Annotated in this window: 22 protein-coding genes; 16 read left to right on the top strand and 6 right to left on the bottom strand. The window is 73.7% G+C overall.

Features of this window, described 5'->3' with window-relative positions; genetic code table 11:
* Nucleotides 1–54: 54 nt before the first annotated feature.
* The 4 genes from ABZW10_RS15985 to ABZW10_RS15970 all read right to left on the bottom strand — a co-directional run bounded on the left by ABZW10_RS15985 (nt 55) and on the right by ABZW10_RS15970 (nt 3418).
* Entirely contained in the window at nt 55–927 is an 873-nt protein-coding gene (locus ABZW10_RS15985; RefSeq protein WP_355364994.1) for an LLM class flavin-dependent oxidoreductase, read from the bottom strand.
* A 1-nt stretch (nt 928) separates the two neighbouring features.
* Nucleotides 929–1309 carry a SchA/CurD-like domain-containing protein gene (locus ABZW10_RS15980; RefSeq protein ID WP_355364991.1) on the bottom strand — a complete coding sequence of 127 codons (381 nt, stop codon included), beginning with the start codon at nt 1307–1309 and terminating at the stop codon, nt 929–931.
* A gap of 62 nt (nt 1310–1371) precedes the next feature.
* Nucleotides 1372–2286 (bottom strand): SDR family oxidoreductase, encoded by a 915-nt coding sequence (locus tag ABZW10_RS15975; protein WP_355364988.1) that lies wholly within the window; start codon nt 2284–2286, stop codon nt 1372–1374.
* Nucleotides 2287–2347: 61 nt separating this feature from the next.
* The gene (locus ABZW10_RS15970; RefSeq protein WP_355364985.1) at nt 2348–3418 is read right to left on the bottom strand and encodes an amidohydrolase family protein; all 1071 of its coding nucleotides are present in this window, start codon (nt 3416–3418) and stop codon (nt 2348–2350) included.
* Nucleotides 3419–3826: 408 nt separating this feature from the next.
* Between ABZW10_RS15970 and ABZW10_RS15965 the strand changes: the two genes are divergently transcribed.
* The 13 genes from ABZW10_RS15965 (at nt 3827) to ABZW10_RS15905 (ending at nt 13787) form a co-directional block, all read left to right on the top strand.
* Complete coding sequence (locus ABZW10_RS15965) at nt 3827–4291, top strand: hypothetical protein (protein WP_355364982.1); 465 nt, start codon at nt 3827–3829, stop codon at nt 4289–4291.
* Nucleotides 4292–4381: 90 nt separating this feature from the next.
* Nucleotides 4382–4837, top strand: a complete 456-nt coding sequence (locus ABZW10_RS15960) for an ester cyclase (protein ID WP_355364979.1) — start codon at nt 4382–4384, stop codon at nt 4835–4837.
* 62 nt (nt 4838–4899) lie between these two features.
* Nucleotides 4900–5232: a TcmI family type II polyketide cyclase gene (locus ABZW10_RS15955; protein ID WP_355364976.1), complete on the top strand. Its 333-nt coding sequence runs from the start codon at nt 4900–4902 to the stop codon at nt 5230–5232.
* A 102-nt stretch (nt 5233–5334) separates the two neighbouring features.
* Complete coding sequence (locus tag ABZW10_RS15950; protein ID WP_355364973.1) at nt 5335–5604, top strand: acyl carrier protein; 270 nt, start codon at nt 5335–5337, stop codon at nt 5602–5604.
* A 2-nt stretch (nt 5605–5606) separates the two neighbouring features.
* Nucleotides 5607–6113 carry an SRPBCC family protein gene (locus tag ABZW10_RS15945; protein ID WP_355364970.1) on the top strand — a complete coding sequence of 169 codons (507 nt, stop codon included), beginning with the start codon at nt 5607–5609 and terminating at the stop codon, nt 6111–6113.
* A gap of 5 nt (nt 6114–6118) precedes the next feature.
* Nucleotides 6119–6547, top strand: coding sequence for a cupin domain-containing protein (locus ABZW10_RS15940; protein WP_355364967.1), 429 nt, complete (start codon nt 6119–6121; stop codon nt 6545–6547).
* Nucleotides 6544–7830: a beta-ketoacyl-[acyl-carrier-protein] synthase family protein gene (locus ABZW10_RS15935; RefSeq protein ID WP_355364964.1), complete on the top strand. Its 1287-nt coding sequence runs from the start codon at nt 6544–6546 to the stop codon at nt 7828–7830. Before ABZW10_RS15940 ends, ABZW10_RS15935 begins: the two co-directional genes overlap by 4 nt.
* Nucleotides 7827–9062 (top strand): beta-ketoacyl synthase N-terminal-like domain-containing protein, encoded by a 1236-nt coding sequence (locus ABZW10_RS15930; protein ID WP_355364961.1) that lies wholly within the window; start codon nt 7827–7829, stop codon nt 9060–9062. The genes ABZW10_RS15935 and ABZW10_RS15930 overlap by 4 nt, the downstream gene beginning before the upstream one ends.
* A 33-nt stretch (nt 9063–9095) precedes the next feature.
* Complete coding sequence (locus ABZW10_RS15925) at nt 9096–9461, top strand: antibiotic biosynthesis monooxygenase family protein (RefSeq protein WP_355364958.1); 366 nt, start codon at nt 9096–9098, stop codon at nt 9459–9461.
* Between the two features lie 4 nt (nt 9462–9465).
* The gene (locus ABZW10_RS15920; protein WP_355364956.1) at nt 9466–10893 is read left to right on the top strand and encodes a tryptophan 7-halogenase; all 1428 of its coding nucleotides are present in this window, start codon (nt 9466–9468) and stop codon (nt 10891–10893) included.
* 80 nt (nt 10894–10973) lie between these two features.
* Nucleotides 10974–11372, top strand: coding sequence for a nuclear transport factor 2 family protein (locus ABZW10_RS15915; RefSeq protein WP_355364953.1), 399 nt, complete (start codon nt 10974–10976; stop codon nt 11370–11372).
* Nucleotides 11373–11409: 37 nt separating this feature from the next.
* Entirely contained in the window at nt 11410–12588 is a 1179-nt protein-coding gene (locus ABZW10_RS15910) for a hypothetical protein (protein WP_355364950.1), read from the top strand.
* Nucleotides 12589–12737: 149 nt separating this feature from the next.
* A complete protein-coding gene (locus tag ABZW10_RS15905; protein WP_355364947.1) occupies nt 12738–13787 on the top strand; it encodes an ArsR family transcriptional regulator in 1050 nt (349 codons plus the stop codon).
* Between the two features lie 182 nt (nt 13788–13969).
* Here ABZW10_RS15905 and ABZW10_RS15900 read toward each other — a convergent pair whose 3' ends face one another.
* Entirely contained in the window at nt 13970–14818 is an 849-nt protein-coding gene (locus tag ABZW10_RS15900) for a GNAT family N-acetyltransferase (protein WP_355364944.1), read from the bottom strand.
* Nucleotides 14819–14892: 74 nt separating this feature from the next.
* A complete protein-coding gene (locus tag ABZW10_RS15895; RefSeq protein WP_355364941.1) occupies nt 14893–15768 on the bottom strand; it encodes an SDR family oxidoreductase in 876 nt (291 codons plus the stop codon).
* Nucleotides 15769–15987: 219 nt separating this feature from the next.
* Between ABZW10_RS15895 and ABZW10_RS15890 the strand changes: the two genes are divergently transcribed.
* From ABZW10_RS15890 to ABZW10_RS15880, 3 genes are all read left to right on the top strand, one after another.
* Nucleotides 15988–17649: an MDR family MFS transporter gene (locus ABZW10_RS15890; protein ID WP_355364938.1), complete on the top strand. Its 1662-nt coding sequence runs from the start codon at nt 15988–15990 to the stop codon at nt 17647–17649.
* A gap of 337 nt (nt 17650–17986) precedes the next feature.
* Complete coding sequence (locus ABZW10_RS15885; RefSeq protein ID WP_355364935.1) at nt 17987–18961, top strand: NAD(P)-dependent oxidoreductase; 975 nt, start codon at nt 17987–17989, stop codon at nt 18959–18961.
* 31 nt (nt 18962–18992) lie between these two features.
* Nucleotides 18993–20624 carry a PQQ-binding-like beta-propeller repeat protein gene (locus ABZW10_RS15880; protein ID WP_355364932.1) on the top strand — a complete coding sequence of 544 codons (1632 nt, stop codon included), beginning with the start codon at nt 18993–18995 and terminating at the stop codon, nt 20622–20624.
* Nucleotides 20625–20652 lie beyond the last annotated feature (28 nt).

The following is a 20652-nucleotide window of genomic DNA, read 5'->3' as shown; positions in this document are numbered from 1 at the left end:
CGGGGCAGGGGCGGACGGCTGGATGCCGTCCGCCCCTGCCCCTCGTACCTCGGTTCAGCCCTGGAGCCCCAGGACCTGGGCCGCCGCCGTGACCTGGCCGAGGTCCCCGGCGCACGGCATCAGCAGCAGCTCGTCGCAGCCCGACTCGGCGTACTTGCCGACGATCCCGCGCAGCTTGCCGGGGTTGTCGGCCGCACCGCGCAGGATGTGGTCGACGAACGGCCCGGCGTCCCGGTAGTAGGACCGCAGATAGCCCTCGGTGTGCTTGCCGGCGTCCTCGCCGAGCGCGAAGTACGCCAGCGCCACCAGCCGCGGCGCCCCGGTCCGCCCCTCGGCGGCCCACTGCTCGCGCAGCGCCTGGGCGCCCTGGGCGAACATCACCGGTCCGGTGCCGCCGCCGATCCAGCCGTCGGCCAGCCGGGCCGCCCGCCGCAGCGCGGCCGGCGAGTGCCCGCCCAGGATCAGCTCGGGCCCGTCCGGCCGGACCGGGGCCGGGCCGACCGCCGGCTCCCGGCCGGACTGCGCGTCGGCCCAGTGCCGGCGCAGCTCGGCCACCTGGGTGCCGGTCCGGGCGCCGCGGCCGGTCTTCTCGACCTGCCCGACCTCGAAGTCGTCCTGGCGCGAGCCGACCGCCAGTCCGAGGGTCAGCCGCCCGCCGGAGAGCCGGTCCACGGTGGCCGCCTGCTTGGCCAGCAGCGCGGTGTTGGCGCGCAGCGGCGAGATGAGGATGCTGGTCGCCAGACCGATCCGCCCGGTCACCGCGGCGGCGGCGGCCAGCGTGGTGAGCGGCTCCCAACTGGTGTGCACCAGGCGGTCGATGGTGCCGAGGGTGGAGAACCCGGCCTCCTCGGCGAGCCGGGCCCAGGCGACCACGTCGGCGCCGGCCGCGCCGGCCAGCGAGGTCGGCAGTCCGATTCCGACCTTCATCTCACTCACCCTCGATCGGCTGGTCGTGGCGGCGGGAGAGCACGTTCTCCATCGAGGCCAGCCGGAAGAAGGCCTGTGCGCCCTCCCGGCTGGTCATGTCGCGGGGAACGGCGAGGTGCTTCTCCAGCTCCCGCTCGAACTCGCGGACGGCGGGCTGCTGGCTCATGTGCGCGGCCACCAGCGGCAGCGGGCCCTCGATCTCGATCACCCGGACGGCCAGTTCCCGGCCCACGAAGGCCTGGGTGCCGAGGAGCTTGCCGACCACGGTGCCGTCGGGCGCCTTGACGTCGAAGTCCGGGCGGCCGCTCTTGCGGAAGAGGTCCTTGACGATGTCCTCGCTGCCCGGCAGCAGCGGGTAGTACAGCGCGTGCCACGTGCTCATGGATCGTCTCCTGACGGTTCGGGGCCGGGCTCGGCCCGTCGGTGGGTGGGAAGGCGCGGGGGTCACTGGCTGGCGGTGACGCCGCCGTCCACGTACAGCACCTGGCCGGTGACGAAGCCGGCCCGCGGCGAGGCGAGGAAGGTGACGGCGTCCGCCACCTCGTGCAGTTCGGCGGTGCGGCCGAGCGGGATCCGGCCGAGCACCATCCGCATGAACTCCGGGTTGCCGGCGTTCTCCTGGACGAAGTCGGTCCGCACGAAGCCGGGGGCGACGGCGTTCACCGCGATCCCGTGCCGGCCCCATTCGGCGGCCAGCTGCTTGACCAGCAGGTCCAGGCCGGCCTTGCTGGCGCCGTAGGCGCTGAAGCCGCGCCGGGCGCCGAACTTGCCGCGCACCGAGGAGAGGTGGACGATCCGGCCGCCGCCGGCCGCGATCATCGCCCGGCCGACCGACTGGGAGAGCCAGAAGGCGCCCAGCAGGTTGGTGTCGACGATGGTGCGCCAGTCCTCCTCGGAGATGGTCTCGGCGCCGACGGTGACCAGCGCGCTGGCGCAGTTCACCAGGACGTCGATGCCGCCCCAGTCGGCCGCCACCGCGTCCACCAGCCGGTCGACGTCGGCGCGGTCGGCGACGTCCACGGCGTGCGGGGCGACCGTGCCGCCGCGGGCGGCCAGCGGGTTCAGCCGTTCGGCGGCCTCCTCGGCCTTCTTCAGCGAGCGGCCGGCGACGGCGACCTTGGCGCCCTGGGCGGCGAGGTCCGCCGCCACGGCCGCGCCGATGCTGCCGTAGCCGCCGACCAGCAGGACCCGGCAGCCGAGGAACTCCCGTTCGGTCGGGACGCGTTCGGGCGCGGGACGGGGCGGTGCCGCGGCCCCGGGCGGGCCGCCGATCCCCGGGGGCGGGCCGCCGACGCCCGGGGGTGGTCCGCCGAAGCCCTGGGGCGGGCCGGGCGGTTGGGTCGGTGCGGCTGCCGTCATGGCAGCACCTCCCTGTCGCGTGTCGGTGTGTGCGGTTGTTCTGACGGAGAGTCAGAAGTGCTCAGGCCGCGGCGGACGAGCCCGGCAGGCCGAACAGCTCGGCGGCGTTGTCGTGCCGGATCCGCGCGACGGTGGCGGCGTCCAGGCCGAGGCCGTCCAGCCGGGCCAGCGAGGCGTCCAGCGGCGCGCTCATCGGCGGGGAGTCGGTGCCGAACATGACGTTGCCGGCCCCGAAGGCGTCGACGGCGGCGGCCACGGCCCGCAGGCTCGGGGTCGCGGTGTCGACGTACACCCGGCGCAGCGCCTCGGCGAGCGGCGGTACGGCGGGCCCGCCCGGCCCGCCCGGCCCGGCGGGCCCGGCCGTCCCAGGTCCGCCGGGACCGCCGGGGCCGCCCGCTCCGGGCCCGCCGACCCCCGGGGGCGGCCCGCCGGGGCCGCCCCCGGGAGCACCGCCCGGCCGCCCGAAGGTGACCGGCATCCGCCGGGCCAGCTCCAGTCGCTCCAGCAGCAGCGGCAGCCCGCCGCCGCAGACCGGGGCGACGATCCGCAGCTCCGGGTACTTCTCCAGCCAGCCGGCGAACAGCACCGCCGCCGTCCCGAGCGTGACGTCGCACGGCCGGGCGATCTGCTCGACCAGCCGCAGGTCGTCCAGTTCCCCGGCCCCGGCCGGTTCGGCCGGCGGGTGCAGCATCACCGGGGTGCGGTACTGGGCGGCCATCGCGAAGAAGGCGTCGGCCTGCGGGGTGTCCAGGAACCGTCCGGCGACGGAGGAGTTGACCATCAGCCCGACGAATTCGTCCTGCTCCAACCGCTTGGCGGCGGCGGCGAGTTCGGCGTCGGATCCGAGCGGGTTGGTGTAGACGTAGCCGCGCAGCGCGGTGGGCCGGGCGCGGACCTGCTCGCCGAGCCAGTCGTGGAAGCGTTCGAGGGTGTCCAGCGGCTGGCGGTAGTTGTCCAGGCCGGGCGTGCGCACCATGGTGCCCGCGCCGACGGGACTGCCGACCAGGGACGTGGTGATCCCGGCCGCCGCCTTGAGCTCCACCATGCCGTCGACGTCGGCGAGGCTCGGCGGCATGGGGAAGCGGCGGAAGAGTTCGGGCGACGTGATGTGGCCGTGCACATCGATCGTCATCGGCTCGGCACCTCCTGGGACGGCCGCCGGCCGGTCGGCGCGGCGGGGGTGGTCACGGGCCCCGGGCACTCGGTGAGTGAGTGCCCGCTCGCACCGTAGGGTGCGGTCGGTGGGCGCGTCAACACGGCCCGGCGGTCGGCTGGTTGGTGCAACGAACGGACTGGGCGAACCGCCCGGGACGGCCGGGATTCGGTCCGTGGGCGGCCGGGCGACGTCCCAGCCCGGTGGAGACGGATGCCTCCTGACACTGGGACCGCCCGGCGGCAAGGATGAGGCGGCGGGGCGCCCCGGGGGCCGAGATGCCCCGGTCCCCGGGGTCCCGCTCTCTCGAAGTGGGCGACCCCGCCCCGGTCCGCCGCACCGTCGCGGCGGACGTCCCGCGATCCCCGATCGATTCGAGGAATCGATATGAAGGACATGAAGGACAACACGGACACCTGGCTGGTGACGTCGTCCAGCGTCCAGCTCGGCACCTTGTGGATCATGAAGACCTCGATCCTGCCGATGCTGAACTCGCTCCCCTACGACCGGTACGTGAACACCTGCCAGCTCATCGACATGCACGTGTTCCACCCGATCGCCTTCTGGAACGGCCTCGCCACCGCCGCCGTCGGCGCGACCAAGGCGGTCCGTTCGGAGAACAAGGTGGCCAAGGTGCTGTACGCGGCCGGCACCGTCGGCATGGCGACCGTCGCGGTCGCCTCCGAGGGCGTCAACCGCCCGATCTGGCGCCAGATCGAGCGCTGGAGCCCGTACCGCGACAGCGACGCCGCGTGGCGCGGCAAGCGCCGCCGCTGGCACCTGGCGCACGAGACCCGGACCATGGGCGCGATCGGCGCCGCGGCCTGCTTCGTGCTCGCCTCGTTGCTCTGACCCGATCCCCCAGCCGCTCCCTCCGTCCCCGGACCCGCCCCCGCCCCCGGCCGTGTGCCGGCCGGGCCGTCCGCCGAGAAAAGGACTGTCATGACCTCGTCCACCGAGAGTGCGGTGGAGGCCAACAAGGCCCTCATCCGCGACCTGACCGAGCGGGCGTTCAACGACGGCGACCTCGCCGCCATCGGCGACCGCTTCGCCGAGGACTACGTGGTGCACGCCCCCGGCCTGCCCCCGATGCCGCCCGGCCCGGACTCCTTCCGCCAGGCCGTGCTGCTCTGGCGCAACGCCTTTCCGGACGTCCATGTGACCGTCGAGGACGTGGCCGGCGACGGTGACCGCGTCTACGCCCGGTTCACCACCCGCGGCACCCACCAGGGGCAGCTGTTCGACATCCCGCCCACCGGCAAGCCGGTCACCGTGCACGAGATGTCGTGCCACCGGGTCGTCGACGGCCGGGTCGTCGAGTCCTGGATCGGCGACAACGTGCCCCGGATCCTGCTCGACATCGGCGCCATCCAGCCGGTCGGCCGCCCGCAGCACTGAGCGGCCCGCGGCCTCACGGCCCAGCAGCCCCAACCACCCGAACCAGCCCGAGGGGAGTCCGCATGCACCGCACCCTGATCATCGCCCGGATGGTGCCCGGAGCGGAGGGCGACGTCGCCCGCGTCTTCGGCGAGTCGGACGAGACCGAACTGCCCCGGCTCGCCGGCGTCACCCACCGCTCGCTGTACCTGCTCGGCGACGCCTACGTCCACCTGCTGGAGACCGACGACCCCGGACCGGAGGCGGTCGAGGCCGCCCGCCGGCACCCGGAGTTCGGCCGGGTCAGCGAACGGCTCACCCCGTTCATCTCCCCCTACCTGCCCACCTGGCGTTCGCCGCAGGACGCGGTCGCCCGGTGCTTCTACACCTGGGAGCCCGGCAACGGCGGTCGCTGAGCCCGCCCTCCGCCGGCGGCGCCGGCCGACCCGGGGCCCGTTCACCCCGGCCGGCCGTGCGGCCCAGGAGCAGTCCCTACACCGGAGAAAAGAGGCAGCACCATGACCGACCACCAGGCCGGCGGGACGACCGTCGTCGTCACCGCGGCGGAGATCGAGAACGTCCTCATCACCAGCGCCGGCGCGGCGCCGGACGTCTTCGAGGGTTCCCGGCACGTCCCCCTGGAGGAGCTCGGCCTCGACTCGCTCGCCGTTCTCGAGCTGGAGGCGGTGATCGCCGACCGCTACGGCCTGAAGGTCCCGGACGGCGCCGTCGCCCTCAGCGTCGACCAGATCGTCGCCGAGCTTCAGACCGCCGGGGCGGTGGGCTGAGGATGGCCGGGCACACCGAGAACAGCATCGTCATCCAGGCCCCGCTCAAGCTCGTCTGGGACGTCACCAACGACGTCGCCGGCTGGCCGGAGCTGTTCACCGAGTACGCGTCCGCCGAGATCGTCGAGCGGCGCGGCGAGACCGTCCGCTTCCGGCTCACCATGCACCCGGACGAGGAGGGCCGGATCTGGAGCTGGGTCAGCGACCGCACCGTCAACGTCGCCGACCGCACCGTCCACGCCCACCGGGTGGAGACCGGCCCGTTCGCCTACATGCAGATCCACTGGCGCTACGAGGAGCTGCCCGGCGGCGGCACCCGGATGACCTGGATCCAGGACTTCGCGATGAAGCCCACCGCCCCGGTCGACGACCAGGGCATGACCGACCGGCTGAACACCAACTCGCCCGTCCAGCTGGAGGTCATCAAGGCCAAGGTCGAGGCCCTCGCCGCCGACCCGAACGCCGTCGCCCCGAACGCCGTCGCCCCGAACACCGCCGAGAAGGAGTGAGCGCCGTGGCCGCCAGGAACATCCGCATCATCGCCGCCGACGACGTCCCCGCCAACCGCAAGCGCGGCGGCGAGACCCGCGCGGTGCTCTCGCCCGGCACCGTCGGCTCGACCTCCGGCTTCATGGGGATCGCCCGGCTCCAGCCGGGGGAGCGGATCAGCGAGCACTACCACCCGTACAGCGAGGAGTTCCTGCTCCTCATCCGCGGCGAGCTGACCCTCGACCTCGACGACAAGCCCTTCGAGCTGTTCGCCGGCCAGGGCCTGGTCATCCCCAAGGACGTCCGGCACCGGCTGCGCAACACCGGCTCCGAGGAGGCCTTCGCGGTCTTCCACCTCGGCCCGCTGGCACCGTCCCCCGAGCTCGGCCACGTCGACACCGAGGACGGCCCGGGGACCACGGCGGACGCCCACATAGTGCTGGGGGAACGATGACCGCCTTCCCCGCCACGGGTGCCCGCCGGGTGGTGGTCACCGGGATCGGCGTGGTGGCGCCCGGCGGCACCACCCGGGAGACCTTCTGGGACCTCATCACCTCGGGCCGCACCGCGACCCGCCGGATCTCCGCCTTCGACGCCTCGGCGTTCCGCTCGCAGATCGCCGCCGAGGCCGACTTCGACGGCGCCGCCGCCGGACTGACCCCGCTGGAGCTGCGCCGCGCCGACCGCTACGTGCAGTTCGCGCTCGCCGCCTCCCAGGAGGCGGTGCTGGACGCCGGCCTGGAGCTCGACGAGCGCACCCGGGAGGCCACCGGCGTGGTGCTCGGCTCGGCGGTCGGCGGCACCATCGTCCTGGAGGACGAGTTCGTCGTCGCCAGCGACTCCGGCCGCAAGTGGCTGGTGGACCCGGACGTCACCAGCCCGTTCCTCTACCAGGGCCTGATCCCCAGCAGCCTGGCCGCCGACGTGGCGGTGCGGCACGGGGCGCACGGCCCGGCGGTGGTCGTCTCCACCGGCTGCACCTCCGGCATCGACGCCATCGGCCACGCCTACCAGCTGCTGCTGGACGGCGAGGCCGAGGTGATGATCACCGGGGCCTCGGACTCGCCGATCTCCCCGGTCACCGTCGCCTCCTTCGACGCCATCAGGGCCACCACCCCGGACAACGACGACCCGGAGCACGCCTCCCGGCCGTTCGACCGGGACCGGCACGGCTTCGTACTCGGCGAGGGCTGCGCGGTGCTCGTCCTGGAGGAGCTGGAGCACGCCCGCCGGCGCGGCGCCCGGATCTACTGCGAGGTGGTCGGCTACGCCAACCGCGGCAACGCCTTCCACATGACCGGCCTGCGCCCGGACGGCCTGGAGATGTCCGAGGCCATCAACGACACCCTGCGCCAGGCCCGCTTCAACCCCGAGGACGTCCGCTACATCAGCGCCCACGGCTCCGGGACCCGCCAGAACGACCGGCACGAGACCGGCGCCTTCAAGCGCTCGCTCGGCCACGCCGCCTACGGGGTGCCGATCAGCTCGATCAAGTCGATGGTCGGCCACTCGCTGGGCGCGATCGGCGCGATCGAGATGGCCGCCTGCGCGCTGGCCGTCGAGCGCGGGGTCGTCCCGCCGACCGCCAACTGGCAGAACCGCGACCCGGAGTGCGACCTCGACTACACCCCCAACACCGCCCGCGAGGTGCGGGTGGACGCGGCGCTCTCGGTCGGCAGCGGCTTCGGCGGCTTCCAGTCCGCGATGCTCTTCGCCAAGCTGGGGAGGGGCCGATGAGCACACGGCGCGCGGTCATCACCGGCATCGGCGTGGTCGCGCCGAGCGGCATCGGCAGCGAGGCGCACTGGAAGACGGTCTGCGGCGGCGAGAGCCGGATCGGCCCGATCACGCTGTTCGACGCCGGCCCGTACGAGACCACGCTGGCCGGCGAGGTCCCGGACTTCGACGTCAACCGCTACGTCGAGCGCCGGCTCCAGGTGCAGACCGACCGGTGGACCCACCTCGCCTACGCGGCGGCCGAACTGGCCCTCGGCGAGGCCGAGCTGGACCCGTCCACGGTCGAGCCCTACAAGCTCTCGGTGGCCCTGGCCAGCTCCTCCGGCGGCAACCAGTTCGGCCAGCGCGAGCTCCAGCGGCTCTGGCAGCCGGACACCTCGCGGACCGTCGGCGCCTACCAGTCCATCGCCTGGTTCTACGCCGCGACCGTCGGACAGCTGGCCATCCGGCACCAGGCCAAGGGCCCGTCCAGCGTGCTCGTCTCGGAGGGCGCCGGCGGCCTGGACTCGCTGGCGCACGCCGCCCGGCTGATCCGCCGGGGCGCCGACGTGGTGCTCGCCGGCGGCACCGAGGCACCGCTCGGCCCGTACGCGCTCGCCTGCCAGCAGCGCAGCGGCCGGCTGTACACCGGCACCGACCCGGCCGCCGCCTACCTGCCGTTCGACGAACGGGCCGGCGGCTACGTGCCCGGCGAGGGCGGCGCGGTGTTCATCGTCGAGGACCTGGAGCACGCGCTCGCCCGCGGCGCCAGGATCCGCGCCGAGATCGCCGGCTGGGCCGCCACCCAGGACGCCGTCGCCGCCACCCGGACCGCCACCGGCTCGGTCCGCCAGTACGCCCGCGCGCTCGGCACCGCGGTCGAACGGGCCGGACTCGTCCCCGGGGAGGTCGACGTCGCCTTCCCCGACGCGGTGGGCGTGCCCGGCTACGACCGCACCGAGGCGCAGGCGCTGCGCGCGGTGTTCGGCCCGGCCGGCCCGGCCGCCGTCACCACCCAGAAGCCGCTCACCGGCCGGCTCTACCAGGGCGGCAGCGCCCTGGACGCGGCCACCGCCGTGCTCGCCATGGACTACGGCCTGATCCCGCCCTCGGCGGGCCCGGCCCGCCCGGCGGACGGCTGCGACCTGCCCTTCGTCCGCGAGGAGCAGGCCACCGAGGTGCGCACCGCGCTGATCGGCGCCCGCGGCTTCGACGGCTTCAACAGCGCCGTCCTGCTGCGCGCCCACGGCTGACCCGATCACCCACCGACCCGGAAGGAGACCGCCATGCCGGTCGTCGAGGGCGCGGCACAGGGCCGCGTGCTCTTCCTCATCACCGTCAAGGAGGAGCGCCGGGAGGACTTCCTCGCGGCGTACGAGCAGATCCGCCACCTGGTCGCCGAGGGCGTCCCCGGGCACCTGCGCGACCAGGTCTGCCAGTCCTCCACCGACCCGGAGCAGTGGCTGATCACCAGTGAGTGGCGCTCGCTGGAGGACTTCGTCGCCTGGGAGCGGACCGAGGAGCACCGGGACCTGGTGCGGCCGATGCGCGAGTGCTTCAGCGAGGCCAGGTCCATCCGTTTCCACATCAAGGCCGAGACCTCGCGGGACACCCCGCGGGCGGGCCTTTCCACTGCTACCACCGCGGGGTGAGGTCATGACACGGACAGTGATCATCGGCGGCAGCGTCGCCGGCCTGGTGGCCGCGCTGGCGTTCGCCGACCTGGGGCACGACATCACGGTGCTGGAGCGGGACGCCAACGAGGCTCCGGACACCGTCGACGACGCGCACGGCGACTGGCAGCGGCCGACCGTGCCGCAGCTGCACCACTCGCACGCGTTCGGCTCGCTCGGCACCAACCTGCTGCGCGACCGGCTGCCGTCCGTCTACCAGGCGCTGGTCGGGGCCGGCGCCCGGGAGATCGAGCTGGGCAGGGCCATGCCGCCGACCCTGGCCGACAAGACGCCGCACCCGGCCGACGCCGAGCTGCGCATGCTCGGCAGCCGGCGCACCACCTTCGAACTGATCCTGCGGCAGGAGGCGCTGCGCAAGCCCGGCATCTCCTTCCGCCGGGGCGAGACGGTGCGCGGCCTGACCGTCGCCGACCGCGGACCGGCCCGGGTGACCGGCGTGGTCACCAAGGACGGCCGCACCGTCGGGGCCGACCTGGTGATCGACGCCAGCGGCCGCCGCTCGCAGGGCCACGAGTGGCTGCGCGAGCACGGCCTGGCCGAGCCCGAACTGGTCGCGCACAGCGCCGACATCACCTACTACACCCGCTACTACCGGGCGCTCGGCCCGCGCCCGGCGGGCCCGCTCAACCGCGGCTTCGGCGCCGGCGGGCTCTGGGACCACTACACCGGCGTGATGTTCCTCGGCGACAACAACACCTTCGCCATCTCCTTCGGCATCCTGCCGGACGACGCCGAGCTGAAGCAGATGCGCGCCGAGGACGTCTTCACCGCGGTGGTCCGGGCCACCCCGCTGCTCGCCCCCTGGGTGTCGCCGGAGGCCTCGGTGCCGATCTCGCCGGTGCACGCGATGGGCGGCCTGGACAACTCGCTGAAGCTGTACGGCCAGGACGCGCAGCCGGTGCCCGGCTTCCTGCCGGTCGCCGACGCGGTCTGCACCACCAACCCCTCGTTCGGCCGCGGCGTCTCGCTGGCCATCGCGCACGTGCTCGGGCTGGCCGACCTGGTGCGCGAGCACCCGGAGCCGGACGCCGAGCAGGCCGCGCTGGCGGCCGGCCTGGCCGGGCGGACCTTCCGCCCGTGGTTCGAGGACGCCGTCCGCAACGACGCGGGCCGCGCCCGGCTCTGGCGGGCCACCGTGGCCGGCCAGCAGCTGCCGCCGCTTCCGCCGGACGTGCTCACCTTCGGGACGGTCGCCGAGGCGGCCGCCACCGACGAGGTGGTCTGGCGCCGGCTGGTCCGCACCATGATGTCGCTCGACAACCCGGCCGGCCTGTACGAGGACGAGGAGATCCGGCTGCGGGTCAAGCAGGCGGTCGCGGGCTCGCCGCCGCCGTTCCCCGCCCCGGACCGGGCCACCCTCGTCGACATCGTCCGCCGCGCCGCGGTCTGACGACCCGTCGGAAACCGGCTCCGCCGGAACCCCTTTCGGTACCGCCCAGCCCCGCACCGCACCAGCACAGGAGGAGAGTCATGAAGGTCGTCGACCACCCGAACGCCAAGCTCATGGAAGCGGTCTACGCCGCCTTCACCGTGGGCGACGTGCAGAAGGCGGCCAGCTACTGGACCAAGGACTGCGTGCACTACTACCCGGGCACCAGCGAGCTGTCCGGCGCGCACGAGGGCATCGAGTCCGCGCTGGCCTTCGCCGGCCGGATGTTCGAGATCTGCCAGGGCCGCATCCAGATGGAGATCCACGAGATCGGCGCCAGCGACTCGTTCGCCTTCGCCACCGTGTTCACCCGCTACGAGCGCGAGGGCAGGAGCCTGGAGATGCCCTTCGTCAACGTGGCGCGCATCCAGGACGGCCTGATCGCCGAGTTCTGGACCTACCCCGAGGACCAGTACGCCGTCGACCGGTTCTGGGCCTGACCGCCCCCCCCCGACGATCGAGAGAGGTCGCATCACCATGGCAGGCATCATCAGCAGTTGGGGTGACAACACCAACGGCCAGCTCGGCGACGGCGGGACCGTCAGCCGGAGCACCGCGCAGGAGATCAAGGGCCTGGAGAACGTCGTCCGGTTGGCGGCCGGCAGCGGCCACGCGCTGGCCCTCACCGGCGACGGCGAACTCTGGGGCTTCGGCCGCAACGCCTTCGGCCAGCTCGGCGACGGCTCCACCGAGAACCAGGCCACCCCGGTGCGCACCGTCGGGCTGCCCGGCCGGGTCCGCGCGGCCGGCGCCGGCGGCGGCCACAGCGCCGCCCTGCTGGAGGACGGCACCGTCTGGGCCTGGGGCGCCGGCTTCTTCTGCGCGCTCGGCGAGGCCAACTTCGGCGTGCAGCCCGTGCCGGTCCGGGTCGAGGGCCTGGAGGACGTCGTCGACCTGGCGGTCGGCGGCGCCCACAACCTGGCGCTCAAGGCCGACGGCACCGTCTGGTCCTGGGGCCGCGACGACCGCGGCCAGCTCGGCGACGGGCCCGGCTCGACCCGTGAGGGCCGGATCGTCCGCTCCTACATGACCGCCTCCTTCGACTGCCGGCCGCGCCCGGCCGTGGTCGAGGGCCTGGAGCCGGCCGTCCGGATGAGCGCCGGCGGCGGCCACAGCATGGTCGTGCACGCCGACGGCACCGCCTCGGTCTGGGGCTTCAACGACCGCGGCCAGCTCGGCGACGGCACCACCGTCGACCGTGCCGCCCCGCAGAAGGTCGCCGGCCTGCACTCGGTCACCCAGCTGGTCGGCGCCTACCACCACACGGTGGCGCTGCTGGCCGACGGCACCGTCTGGGCCTGGGGTCTCAACGACGGCGGCCAGCTCGGCGACGGCACCACCGCCGACCGCGCGGTGCCGGCCCCGGTGCCCGGCCTGACCGGCGTCAAGGCGGTGGCGGCCAGCGGTGGCGGCACCGACGCGGCCCCCGGCAACGGCGGGCACGCGCTGGCGCTGCTGGCCGACGGCTCGGTGCGGGGCTGGGGCTGGAACAACTGGGGCCAGCTGGCCGCCGGGCAGGTCCAGATCGTCCCCACCCCGACCCGGATCGCGCTGGCCGGTCCGGCGGTGGGCCTCGCGGCCGGCGGCGAGATCCCGCCGACCAACAAGTTCATGGCGAACCCGGGCGGAGGCTTCGCCTTCGCCCTGCTGGGCTGAGCCCGGCCCCGTGCGAACGCCGGGCGGCCCCGGCCCGTCCAGGGCCGCCCGGCGCGGGCCCGTCCGGCCCGACCACCCATGACCGCTGACCCCTCGGGCCGGGGGCGCCCGTCCGCCCCGGCCCGGTCCCCGCAGGGAGGCCTCACCCCATGACCGCCGTTCCCCAGACCGCCCCTGCCTCGGCCGGCGCGGTGTTCCTCTCCGAATTGATGTTCCCGTCCACCCCGCGCTGCCTGGCCCTGGCCGCCGAGTTCAAGATCGCCGAGCTGCTCGCCGACGGCCCGCTGCCGGCCGCCGAGCTCGCCGAGCGCGCCGGGGTGGCCGCCGGCCCGCTCGCCAAGGTGCTCGGGCTGCTGAGCGAGGACGGCGTCTTCGAGGAGACCGAGCCCGGTGTCTTCGCCAACACCGCGCTGTCCGAACTGCTCCGCCCCGGTGTGCCCGGTTCGATGGACGCGATGGCCCGGATGGTCGGCGCCGAGTGGCTCTGGTCCTCCTGGGGCGCGCTGGACCACAGCCTGGAGACCGGCAAGCCCGGCTTCGAGAAGGTGCACGGCACCGCGCTCTGGCCCTGGCTGCAGCGCAACCCGGCCGCCGCCGCGACCTTCAACCAGGCGATGACCGACTTCACCGACGCACTCGCCGACGCCCTGGTCTCCGCGTACCCCGACTTCGCCGGGGCCGGCGCGGTCTGCGACCTCGGCGGCGGGCAGGGCACCTACCTGGCCGCGATCCTGAACGCCTACGAAGCCGTCGGCCGCGGCGTGCTGGCCGACCTGCCGAGCGTGATCGAGCAGGCCCGCACCCAGCCGGACGTCGCCAAGCTGGCCGAGCAGGGCCGGCTGGAGTTCCAGCCGGTCGACTTCTTCGCCGGGGTCCCGGCCGGGATCGGCACGTACGTCACCAAGCAGGTCTGGCACTCCTGGCCGGACGAGGCGCTGGTGCGGCTGCTGCGCCGGTGCCGCGAGGCCTCGCCGGGCGCCCGCTTCGTCGCGGCCGAGCTGGTGCACCGCGAGGGCGTGCCGCGGTTCGTGAAGAACTTCGACCTGGTCATGCTGGTGACCATGAGCGGTGAGGTGCGGACCGAGGCGCAGTTCGCCGAGGTCTTCCGGCGCGGTGGTTACCGGCTGAACCGGGTGGTGTCGACCGGGACGGCCTTCTCGCTGCTGGAGGCCGTGCCGGACCCCGACCCGCTGGACTGACCCGGCGGAGCGGCCGGCGGCCCGAACCACCGGCCGGAATGGCGCCGGCCCGGGCCCCCGGAATTCCCGGGGGCCCGGGCCGGTTCCCCGGCCGCCCCGGAAAGCCCGGAAAACCCGGAGAAGGGGCCCGGATCCTTCCTGGATCCGGGCCCGCGGGTGTTTTTCCGGGAAATCCCCGGGGATCAGTCGAAGCGGTATTCCGAAAGGCCCCCGACGGGCCGGAAGCCGAGCGACGTGAAGAGCCCCTGGACGGCCGTGTTGGCCTCGCCGAGCACCGCCAGACCGGTCAGCCCGTCCGCACGTTGCCCGGTCACCGCCTCGGCGAGCAGGGCCCGGACGTAGCCGCCGCGGCGGGCCTCGGGCCGCGAGTACACCGGGTTGTAGCGCACCACCCCGGCGACGGCGGCGGTCCGGCCGACCGCGGCGACCGGCTGCCCGTCGTCCTCCCAGACCCGCAGCAGGCCGCCGGCGATCTGGCCCTGGACCGAGCGCCGGGCGATCTCCCGGCTGAGCCGGGCGCCGTGCGCGGCCTCCAGGCACCAGTCGGTGAGCAGCTCCAACTCCTCGGTCCTGGCGGCCCGGGACTGCCCGGACGGGGCTGGCCGTTCGTTCGGCGCGGCCGGACCGTCCAGGCACAGCACGAGTTCGCGCCGGTCCGCCCGGGCCGGGCGGCCGGTGGTCCTGGACCAGGCCTCGGCGAAGGCGCCCGACGCCGGGTCCGAGCCGATCACGCCGGGCAGCGGGTCGGGGCCGGCGCCCAGCTCGGCGCCCAGGGCGGCCGCGGCGGCGGCCGGCATGCCGCTCAGCACGACCAGGTGCGGGGGAGTGAAGGCCGCCGCGCCGACCACCGGGCCGCCGTCGGACGCGGGGTCCTCGATGCGGCTCCAGTTGGTCGGCGGGGCGGTCGGCGGCCGGAATTTCGCCGCTGCCAGCATGGTCAGCAGGATGGAATTCTCGACCGGGTTGCCAGCAATCCACTCACCGGTTTCGGATATGAACTCTTCGGTGTTCCTTGTGGTTTTCACGAGCATATCGAAAAAATACTCGGAGGGTGGATTGCTGGCAATGGGTGGTACGCCGGGAACCGCCCGTGGACGGTGTCGGGTCAGTTGGCGCCCGGGCGTCCGGCGCCCGGAGCGCCCTGACCCGGAGCGCCCTGACCCGGAGCGCCACCCGGAGCGCCCTGGCCGGGGCCGCCCTGGCCCTGGCCCGGAGCGCCGCCGCCGGGCCGCCCCATCGTCCCGGCCGTGACGCCGGCCGTCATGCCGCCCTCCAGCCCGAACAGCGAGCCGGTGACGAAGCTGGCCGCGTCGCTGCCGAGGAAGACCACCGCGTTGGCGACCTCCTCCTCGGTGGCGATCCGGCCCAGCGCGGTGGCCGCCCCGGCCCGCTCCAGCGCACCCGGCTGGCCGCCGACCCGCCGGCGGAAGTCCTCGGTGTCCACCGGTCCGGTGATCAGCGCGTTCACCCGGATGCCGGCCGGGCCGGCCTCCAGTGCGGTGGCCCGGGTCAGGCCGACCACGCCGTGCTTGGCCGCGGTGTACGCGCCCAGGCCGAAGGCGGTGCCCTGGACGCCGGCGGTGGAGGCGTTGTTGATGATGCTGCCGCCGCCGTTCGCCCGCATGACGGCGATCTCGTGCTTGAGCGAGTGATAGGTGCCGATCAGGTTGACGGCGATCACCTGGGTGAAGGCGTCCGCCGGGACCCGGTCCAGCGGGCCGAACGCCCCGCCGCCGCCCGCGTTGTTGAAGGCGATGTCCAGCCGGCCGTGTCGCTCGACCGTGGTACCCACCAGCCGGGCGACGTCATCCTCGACGGTGACGTCGGCGGCGATGAACTCCGCCTGTCCGCCCTTCTCGCGGATCCGCTCCACGACGGCGTTGCCCAGCTCGGCGCGGCGGCCGGAGACCACCACGTGCGCCCCCGCGGCGGCCAGGGCGGCGGCGGCGGCCGCCCCCATGCCCGAGGTAGAACCGGTCACGAGCGCGATCTTTCCCTGCAGTTGACTCATCGTTAGCTGCCCCTCCGGGCGGCCGGTGGTCGCCCTTGACGTTGGCCCTTGACGGCTAATTTTGATTGTATAGTCTATACGAATTCAAGCTTGGAGCAAGGACTCCGAGCCGGCGAGCGCCTCCTCGAGGAGTACCCCATGAGCGCCCCGTACGCAGCACCAGCCCCGGAAGTGCCACGTAAAACCTTCTTGACGATCTTCGCTGCCCTGGTGCTTGCCATGTTCCTGGCAGCCCTGGACCAGACGATCGTGGCGACGGCCCTGCCGACCATCGCCGGTGACCTCGGCGGCGTGACCCACCTGTCGTGGGTCGTCACCGCCTACATGCTGGCCGCCACCGCGGCCACGCCGCTCTGGGGCAAGCTGGGCGACCTCTACGGCCGCAAGCTGATGTTCCAGTCGGCCATCACGATCTTCCTGCTCGGCTCGGCGCTGTCCGGGATCTCCGGCAACATCGGCCAGCTGATCGGCTTCCGCACCCTCCAGGGGCTCGGCGCGGGCGGCCTGATGGCGCTGGCCATGGCCCTCATCGCGGAGCTGGTGCCGCCGCGCGAGCGCGGCAAGTGGCAGGGCTTCGCGCAGTCCTGCTTCGTGGTCGCCGGCGTGGTCGGCCCGCTGATCGGCGGTACCTTCGTCGACCACCTGTCCTGGCCGTGGATCTTCTACATCAACCTGCCGATCGGCGTGGTCGCGCTGCTGGTCGTCAGTTCGGTGCTGAAGCTGCCGGTCCGCAAGCAGCAGAAGCAGCTGGACTACCTCGGCTCGGCGCTGCTCAGCGGGGCCATCGTCTCGGTGCTTCTGGTCTCGGTCTGGGCCGGCGACCAGTACGCCTGGGGCTCGGTGCAGATCATCGGCCTGCTGGTGCTCGCGCTGCTGCTGCTCGGCGCCTTCGTCTGGCAGGAGAACCGGGCCAGCGAGCCGGTCGTCCCGCTGGCGCTGTTCAAGGACCCGGTGGTCCTGGTGGCCACCCTCGGCCTCTTCCTCACCTCGGTCTCGCTGTTCGTGGCGACCGTCTACACCCCGCTCTTCCTCCAGATCGCCAACGGCGACAGCGCCACCGAGTCCGGTCTGCTGCTGGTCCCGATGATGCTCGCCACCGTGGCCAGCCTGACGCTCTCCGGCAAGGTGGTCGAGAAGACCGGGAAGTACAAGCTGTTCCCGATCGTCGGCCTGCTGGTCATGGCGGTCGGCCTCTACCTGATGTCGACGCTCAAGGCGGACTCCTCGCAGGTCTCCGCGGGCGTCTTCCTGGCGGTCTTCGGCCTCGGCTTCGGTCTGGTCACCCAGGTCCTCATCGTGGCGGTGCAGAACTCCGTCGAGATGCGGCAGCTGGGCGTGGCGACGGCCGCGGCGAACTTCTTCCGCTCGCTCGGCGGTGCCATGGGTGTGACCATCTTCGGCGCGATCCTCAACTCGCAGCTGCGTGACTGGCTGCCCAAGAAGGTTCCGGCGGACGCCCTGGAGCGGCTCGGTACGGACGGTCTGCTGACCGCGCCGGCCAAGGTCCGGGCGCAGGCGCCGCCGGTGCGCGACGGTGTCGCCGCCGCGCTGGCCGAGTCGCTGCACGTGGTCTACCTGATCGGCATGGTCATCGCGCTGGTCGGTGCCCTGGTGGTGGTCTTCCTCCAGGAGCGGCCGATGCGCGCGCCGATGGGCGCGCCCGGCGGCAAGGGCCCCGGTGGCCCGGGCGGCCCCGGCGGTCAGCAGCAGGGCCAGGGCGGCGGCCAGTGGCAGGGTCAGGGTCAGGGTCAGGGTCAGGGCGCCCCGGCGGGCCAGGCCGGCCAGCAGGGTGCCCCGGGTGCCCAGCCCGGCTCCGCGGCCGGCGGGCGACCGGAGACGGCGACCGGCTGACCGCCGCGGCCGGACCGTACCGGTCGGGCGGACCGGCGTTCGCCACCGCTGCCCCTCCTCCCCCACCGTTACCCCCGGCGGTGGGGGAGGAGGTCTGTCCGGACCGTTCCCGGATGCTCCAGGGCGGCTGGGAAAGGTAGTTGACGGCGCCTCAGTGAACGATGCGGCTCGAAACGGACGCCGGAAGCCATCGCGGAGTGAGTGTTCACCCGCTAGGCTGGACAGGCAGTCGGCACCCCGGCCGCGGTGGGGCGGGGTGTCTGGCACGGCCTTCCCCGCCGCACTCCGAGCGCCGGGAACCCGGCGCGACCAGCCCACCAGGAAGCGGGTCGACTCCATGGCCGACATACCCAGCCAGCGGCGTGCACTCTCCCGGGACCTCCCGCCCGCCGCCACCCCCGGCATACCCCCGGCGACCAGGATCGGTGTCATCGGTCTCGGCGTGATGGGCGGCGGGATGGCCTCCCGGCTGCTCGACCAGGGCCACCGGATCGTGGTCCACAACCGCACCCCCGAGCGCACCGCGCCGTTCGCCGCCCGCGGCGCGGAGGTCGCCGCGACCCCGGCCGAACTGGCCGCGCGGGTGGACGTGGTGCTGCTCAGCCTCGCCTCCGAGGCGGCCGTCGAGGAGCAGCTGTTCGGCACCGGCGGGGTGCTGGAGACGCTGCCCGCGCACGGCATCGTGATGGACACCAGCACCGTCTCCCCGGACTTCGCCCGCACGGTGGCCGAGCGGGTCGCCGGGCGCGGCCGCAGCTCCGTCGACGCCTGCATCATCGGCAACGGCCAGCACGCCAAGGACGGCGAACTGCGCTTCATGGTCGGCGGATCCGCCGAGACCTTCGAGCGGCTGGGCCCGGTGCTGGAGCCGCTCGCCAAGGAGATCCGCCACCTCGGCCCGAGTGGCCTCGGCGCCACCGCCAAGGTCATGCTCAACGTGCTGATGGGCGTCGAGATGCAGGTGCTCGCCGAGTCCGTGACGCTGGCCCAGCGGGCCGGCATCGACCGCGAGCTCGCCCTGTCGATGATCAGCGAGAGCGGCTTCAGCTCGCCGGTGATGCGCTACAAGGCCGGCGTGATGCGCCGCCGGGCCTACGGCGAACCGCAGTTCAGGCTCGACCTGATGCGCAAGGACCTCCGGCTGGCCACCGCCGAGGCCGATCGCCTGGGCGTCGACACCCCCGTCTGCGACGCCACCCACGACACCCTCGTGGCCGCCGCCGAGGCCGGCCTCGGCGAGCTGGACTGCGCCGCCGTGCTCTCCCACGCGGAGGCCGCCGCCGGCCTGGCCGGAACCCCGGACCGTACGTGAACCACTCGCCCTCACCGAGGAGTTGATCCACGTGTCCCAGCCCAGACGGCCCCGGATAGCCGGCTTCGGCACCAGTCTGGTGGCCCTGCTGACCGCCCTCGTCCTGCTCGCCGCCACCAATGGCGCCGGCGCCGAGGACACCGAGGCCCGCCCGCGATCCGGCGCCTGGAGCAGCTGGCAGTTCGACCCGGCCGGCAGCCGGTTCAACGGCCAGGAGTACCGGATCACCCCGTCCAACGTCGCCAACCTCGACCTGAAGTGGGCCTTTGGCCACGCCAAGGTCCCGGGCGTCTTCCTCGGCAGCCAGCCCGCCGTGGTGGACGGCACCCTGTACGTCGGCGGCGTCGAGGGCACCTTCCACGCCCTGGACGCCCGGACCGGCGCGACCCGCTGGACCTTCGACGTCGCCCCGGTGGCCGGCGCGCACTCCACCAGCAGCCCCGACCCGGTGCGCAGCAGCCCGGCCGTCGAGGGCAACACCGTCTACTTCGGTGACAACCGCGGCTACCTCTACGCGCTCGACCGCTGGACCGGTGCGCTGCGCTGGTCGCTGAAGCTCGACGACCACCCGCAGGCCCAGACCACCAGCTCGCCGCTGGTCTACAACGGCCAGGTCTACATCGGCATATCCAGCCGGGAGTCCGGCGCCACCTTCGACCTGACGTACCCCTGCTGCACCTTCCGCGGCTCGGTCGTCGCCGTCGACGCGGCCACCGGGCAGCTCACCTGGCGGCACTGGACCACCCCCGAGCCGCAGCTGGTCGGCACCTGGCCGAACGGCGCCAACCGCTACGAGCCCTCCGGCGTCGCGGTCTGGAGCACGCCGGTGATCGACCGGGAGAGCGGCACCGTCTACGTCGGCACCGGCCAGAACTACAGCGGCGCGGCGGGTGACACCGACTCGCTGCTCGCCCTGAACGCCGCCACCGGCGCCGTCCGCTGGCGCGCCCAGGAGGTCTTCCCGGACACCTTCACGGTCGCCTGCGGCATGGCCGGCGCCGACGCCTACTGCCCCAGCAAGGCCAACGGCACCGACCACGACTGGGACTTCGGCGCCAGCGCCAACGTCTTCAGCATCGGCAACCGGCGGGTGGTCGGCATCGGCCAGAAGAACGGCGTCTACCACGTCTACGACGCGCTGACCGGCGCCAAGGTGTGGGACCGCGCGGTGGTGGCCAACCCCAATACCCAGGGCGGCAGCTCGGGCATCCAGTGGGGCACCAGCTACGACGGGACCCGCCTCTACGTCGCCACCTGGTTCGCCAACCCCGGCACCCTGTACGCGCTCGACCCGGCGACCGGCGCGATCCTCTGGCAGACCGAGAGCCCGGCCGACGGCTGCCAGTGGGGCGGCTCGGCCGCCAACCCGGAGCTCTGCCAGCGCGGCTTCACGCCCGCGGTGAGCAGCAGCCGCGGCCTGGTCTACGAGGGCGACGCGGACGGCAAGATGCGGGTCTTCTCGGCGAGCACCGGCGCGGTGCTCTGGCAGTACGACGTGGTCCGCGACTTCACCACGGTCAACGGCGTTCCGGCGCACGGCACGGCGCTCTCCGGCGGCGGTGGCGCGGTGGTCGCCGACGGCATGCTCTACGTCCAGGCGGCGTACTACCCGCAGTACCCGAGCGCCTCGGGCGGCGCGCTGCTCGCGTTTTCCCTACGGTAGGACCCGTCGGTGTAAGAGAAGGTCAACT

Origin of the sequence: Kitasatospora sp. NPDC004723, assembly GCF_040609255.1 — a bacterium.
GTDB lineage: Bacteria > Actinomycetota > Actinomycetes > Streptomycetales > Streptomycetaceae > Kitasatospora.
The sequence above is the reverse complement of the archived record's forward strand: the minus strand, read 5'-3'. Positions and strand labels throughout refer to the sequence as shown.

Bases quoted from the DNA above. Each gene is read 5' to 3' on its own strand.
- ABZW10_RS15925 (WP_355364958.1), top strand. From the start codon at position 9,096: ATGCCGGTCGTCGAGGGCGCGGCACAGGGCCGCGTGCTCTTCCTCATC.
- ABZW10_RS15965 (WP_355364982.1), top strand. From the start codon at position 3,827: ATGAAGGACATGAAGGACAACACGGACACCTGGCTGGTGACGTCGTCC.
- ABZW10_RS15905 (WP_355364947.1), top strand. From the start codon at position 12,738: ATGACCGCCGTTCCCCAGACCGCCCCTGCCTCGGCCGGCGCGGTGTTC.
- ABZW10_RS15970 (WP_355364985.1), bottom strand. From the start codon at position 3,418: ATGACGATCGATGTGCACGGCCACATCACGTCGCCCGAACTCTTCCGC.
- ABZW10_RS15955 (WP_355364976.1), top strand. From the start codon at position 4,900: ATGCACCGCACCCTGATCATCGCCCGGATGGTGCCCGGAGCGGAGGGC.
- ABZW10_RS15920 (WP_355364956.1), top strand. From the start codon at position 9,466: ATGACACGGACAGTGATCATCGGCGGCAGCGTCGCCGGCCTGGTGGCC.
- ABZW10_RS15960 (WP_355364979.1), top strand. From the start codon at position 4,382: ATGACCTCGTCCACCGAGAGTGCGGTGGAGGCCAACAAGGCCCTCATC.
- ABZW10_RS15985 (WP_355364994.1), bottom strand. From the start codon at position 927: ATGAAGGTCGGAATCGGACTGCCGACCTCGCTGGCCGGCGCGGCCGGC.
- ABZW10_RS15950 (WP_355364973.1), top strand. From the start codon at position 5,335: ATGACCGACCACCAGGCCGGCGGGACGACCGTCGTCGTCACCGCGGCG.
- ABZW10_RS15900 (WP_355364944.1), bottom strand. From the start codon at position 14,818: ATGCTCGTGAAAACCACAAGGAACACCGAAGAGTTCATATCCGAAACC.
- ABZW10_RS15930 (WP_355364961.1), top strand. From the start codon at position 7,827: ATGAGCACACGGCGCGCGGTCATCACCGGCATCGGCGTGGTCGCGCCG.
- ABZW10_RS15885 (WP_355364935.1), top strand. From the start codon at position 17,987: ATGGCCGACATACCCAGCCAGCGGCGTGCACTCTCCCGGGACCTCCCG.
- ABZW10_RS15910 (WP_355364950.1), top strand. From the start codon at position 11,410: ATGGCAGGCATCATCAGCAGTTGGGGTGACAACACCAACGGCCAGCTC.
- ABZW10_RS15915 (WP_355364953.1), top strand. From the start codon at position 10,974: ATGAAGGTCGTCGACCACCCGAACGCCAAGCTCATGGAAGCGGTCTAC.
- ABZW10_RS15975 (WP_355364988.1), bottom strand. From the start codon at position 2,286: ATGACGGCAGCCGCACCGACCCAACCGCCCGGCCCGCCCCAGGGCTTC.
- ABZW10_RS15935 (WP_355364964.1), top strand. From the start codon at position 6,544: ATGACCGCCTTCCCCGCCACGGGTGCCCGCCGGGTGGTGGTCACCGGG.
- ABZW10_RS15945 (WP_355364970.1), top strand. From the start codon at position 5,607: ATGGCCGGGCACACCGAGAACAGCATCGTCATCCAGGCCCCGCTCAAG.
- ABZW10_RS15980 (WP_355364991.1), bottom strand. From the start codon at position 1,309: ATGAGCACGTGGCACGCGCTGTACTACCCGCTGCTGCCGGGCAGCGAG.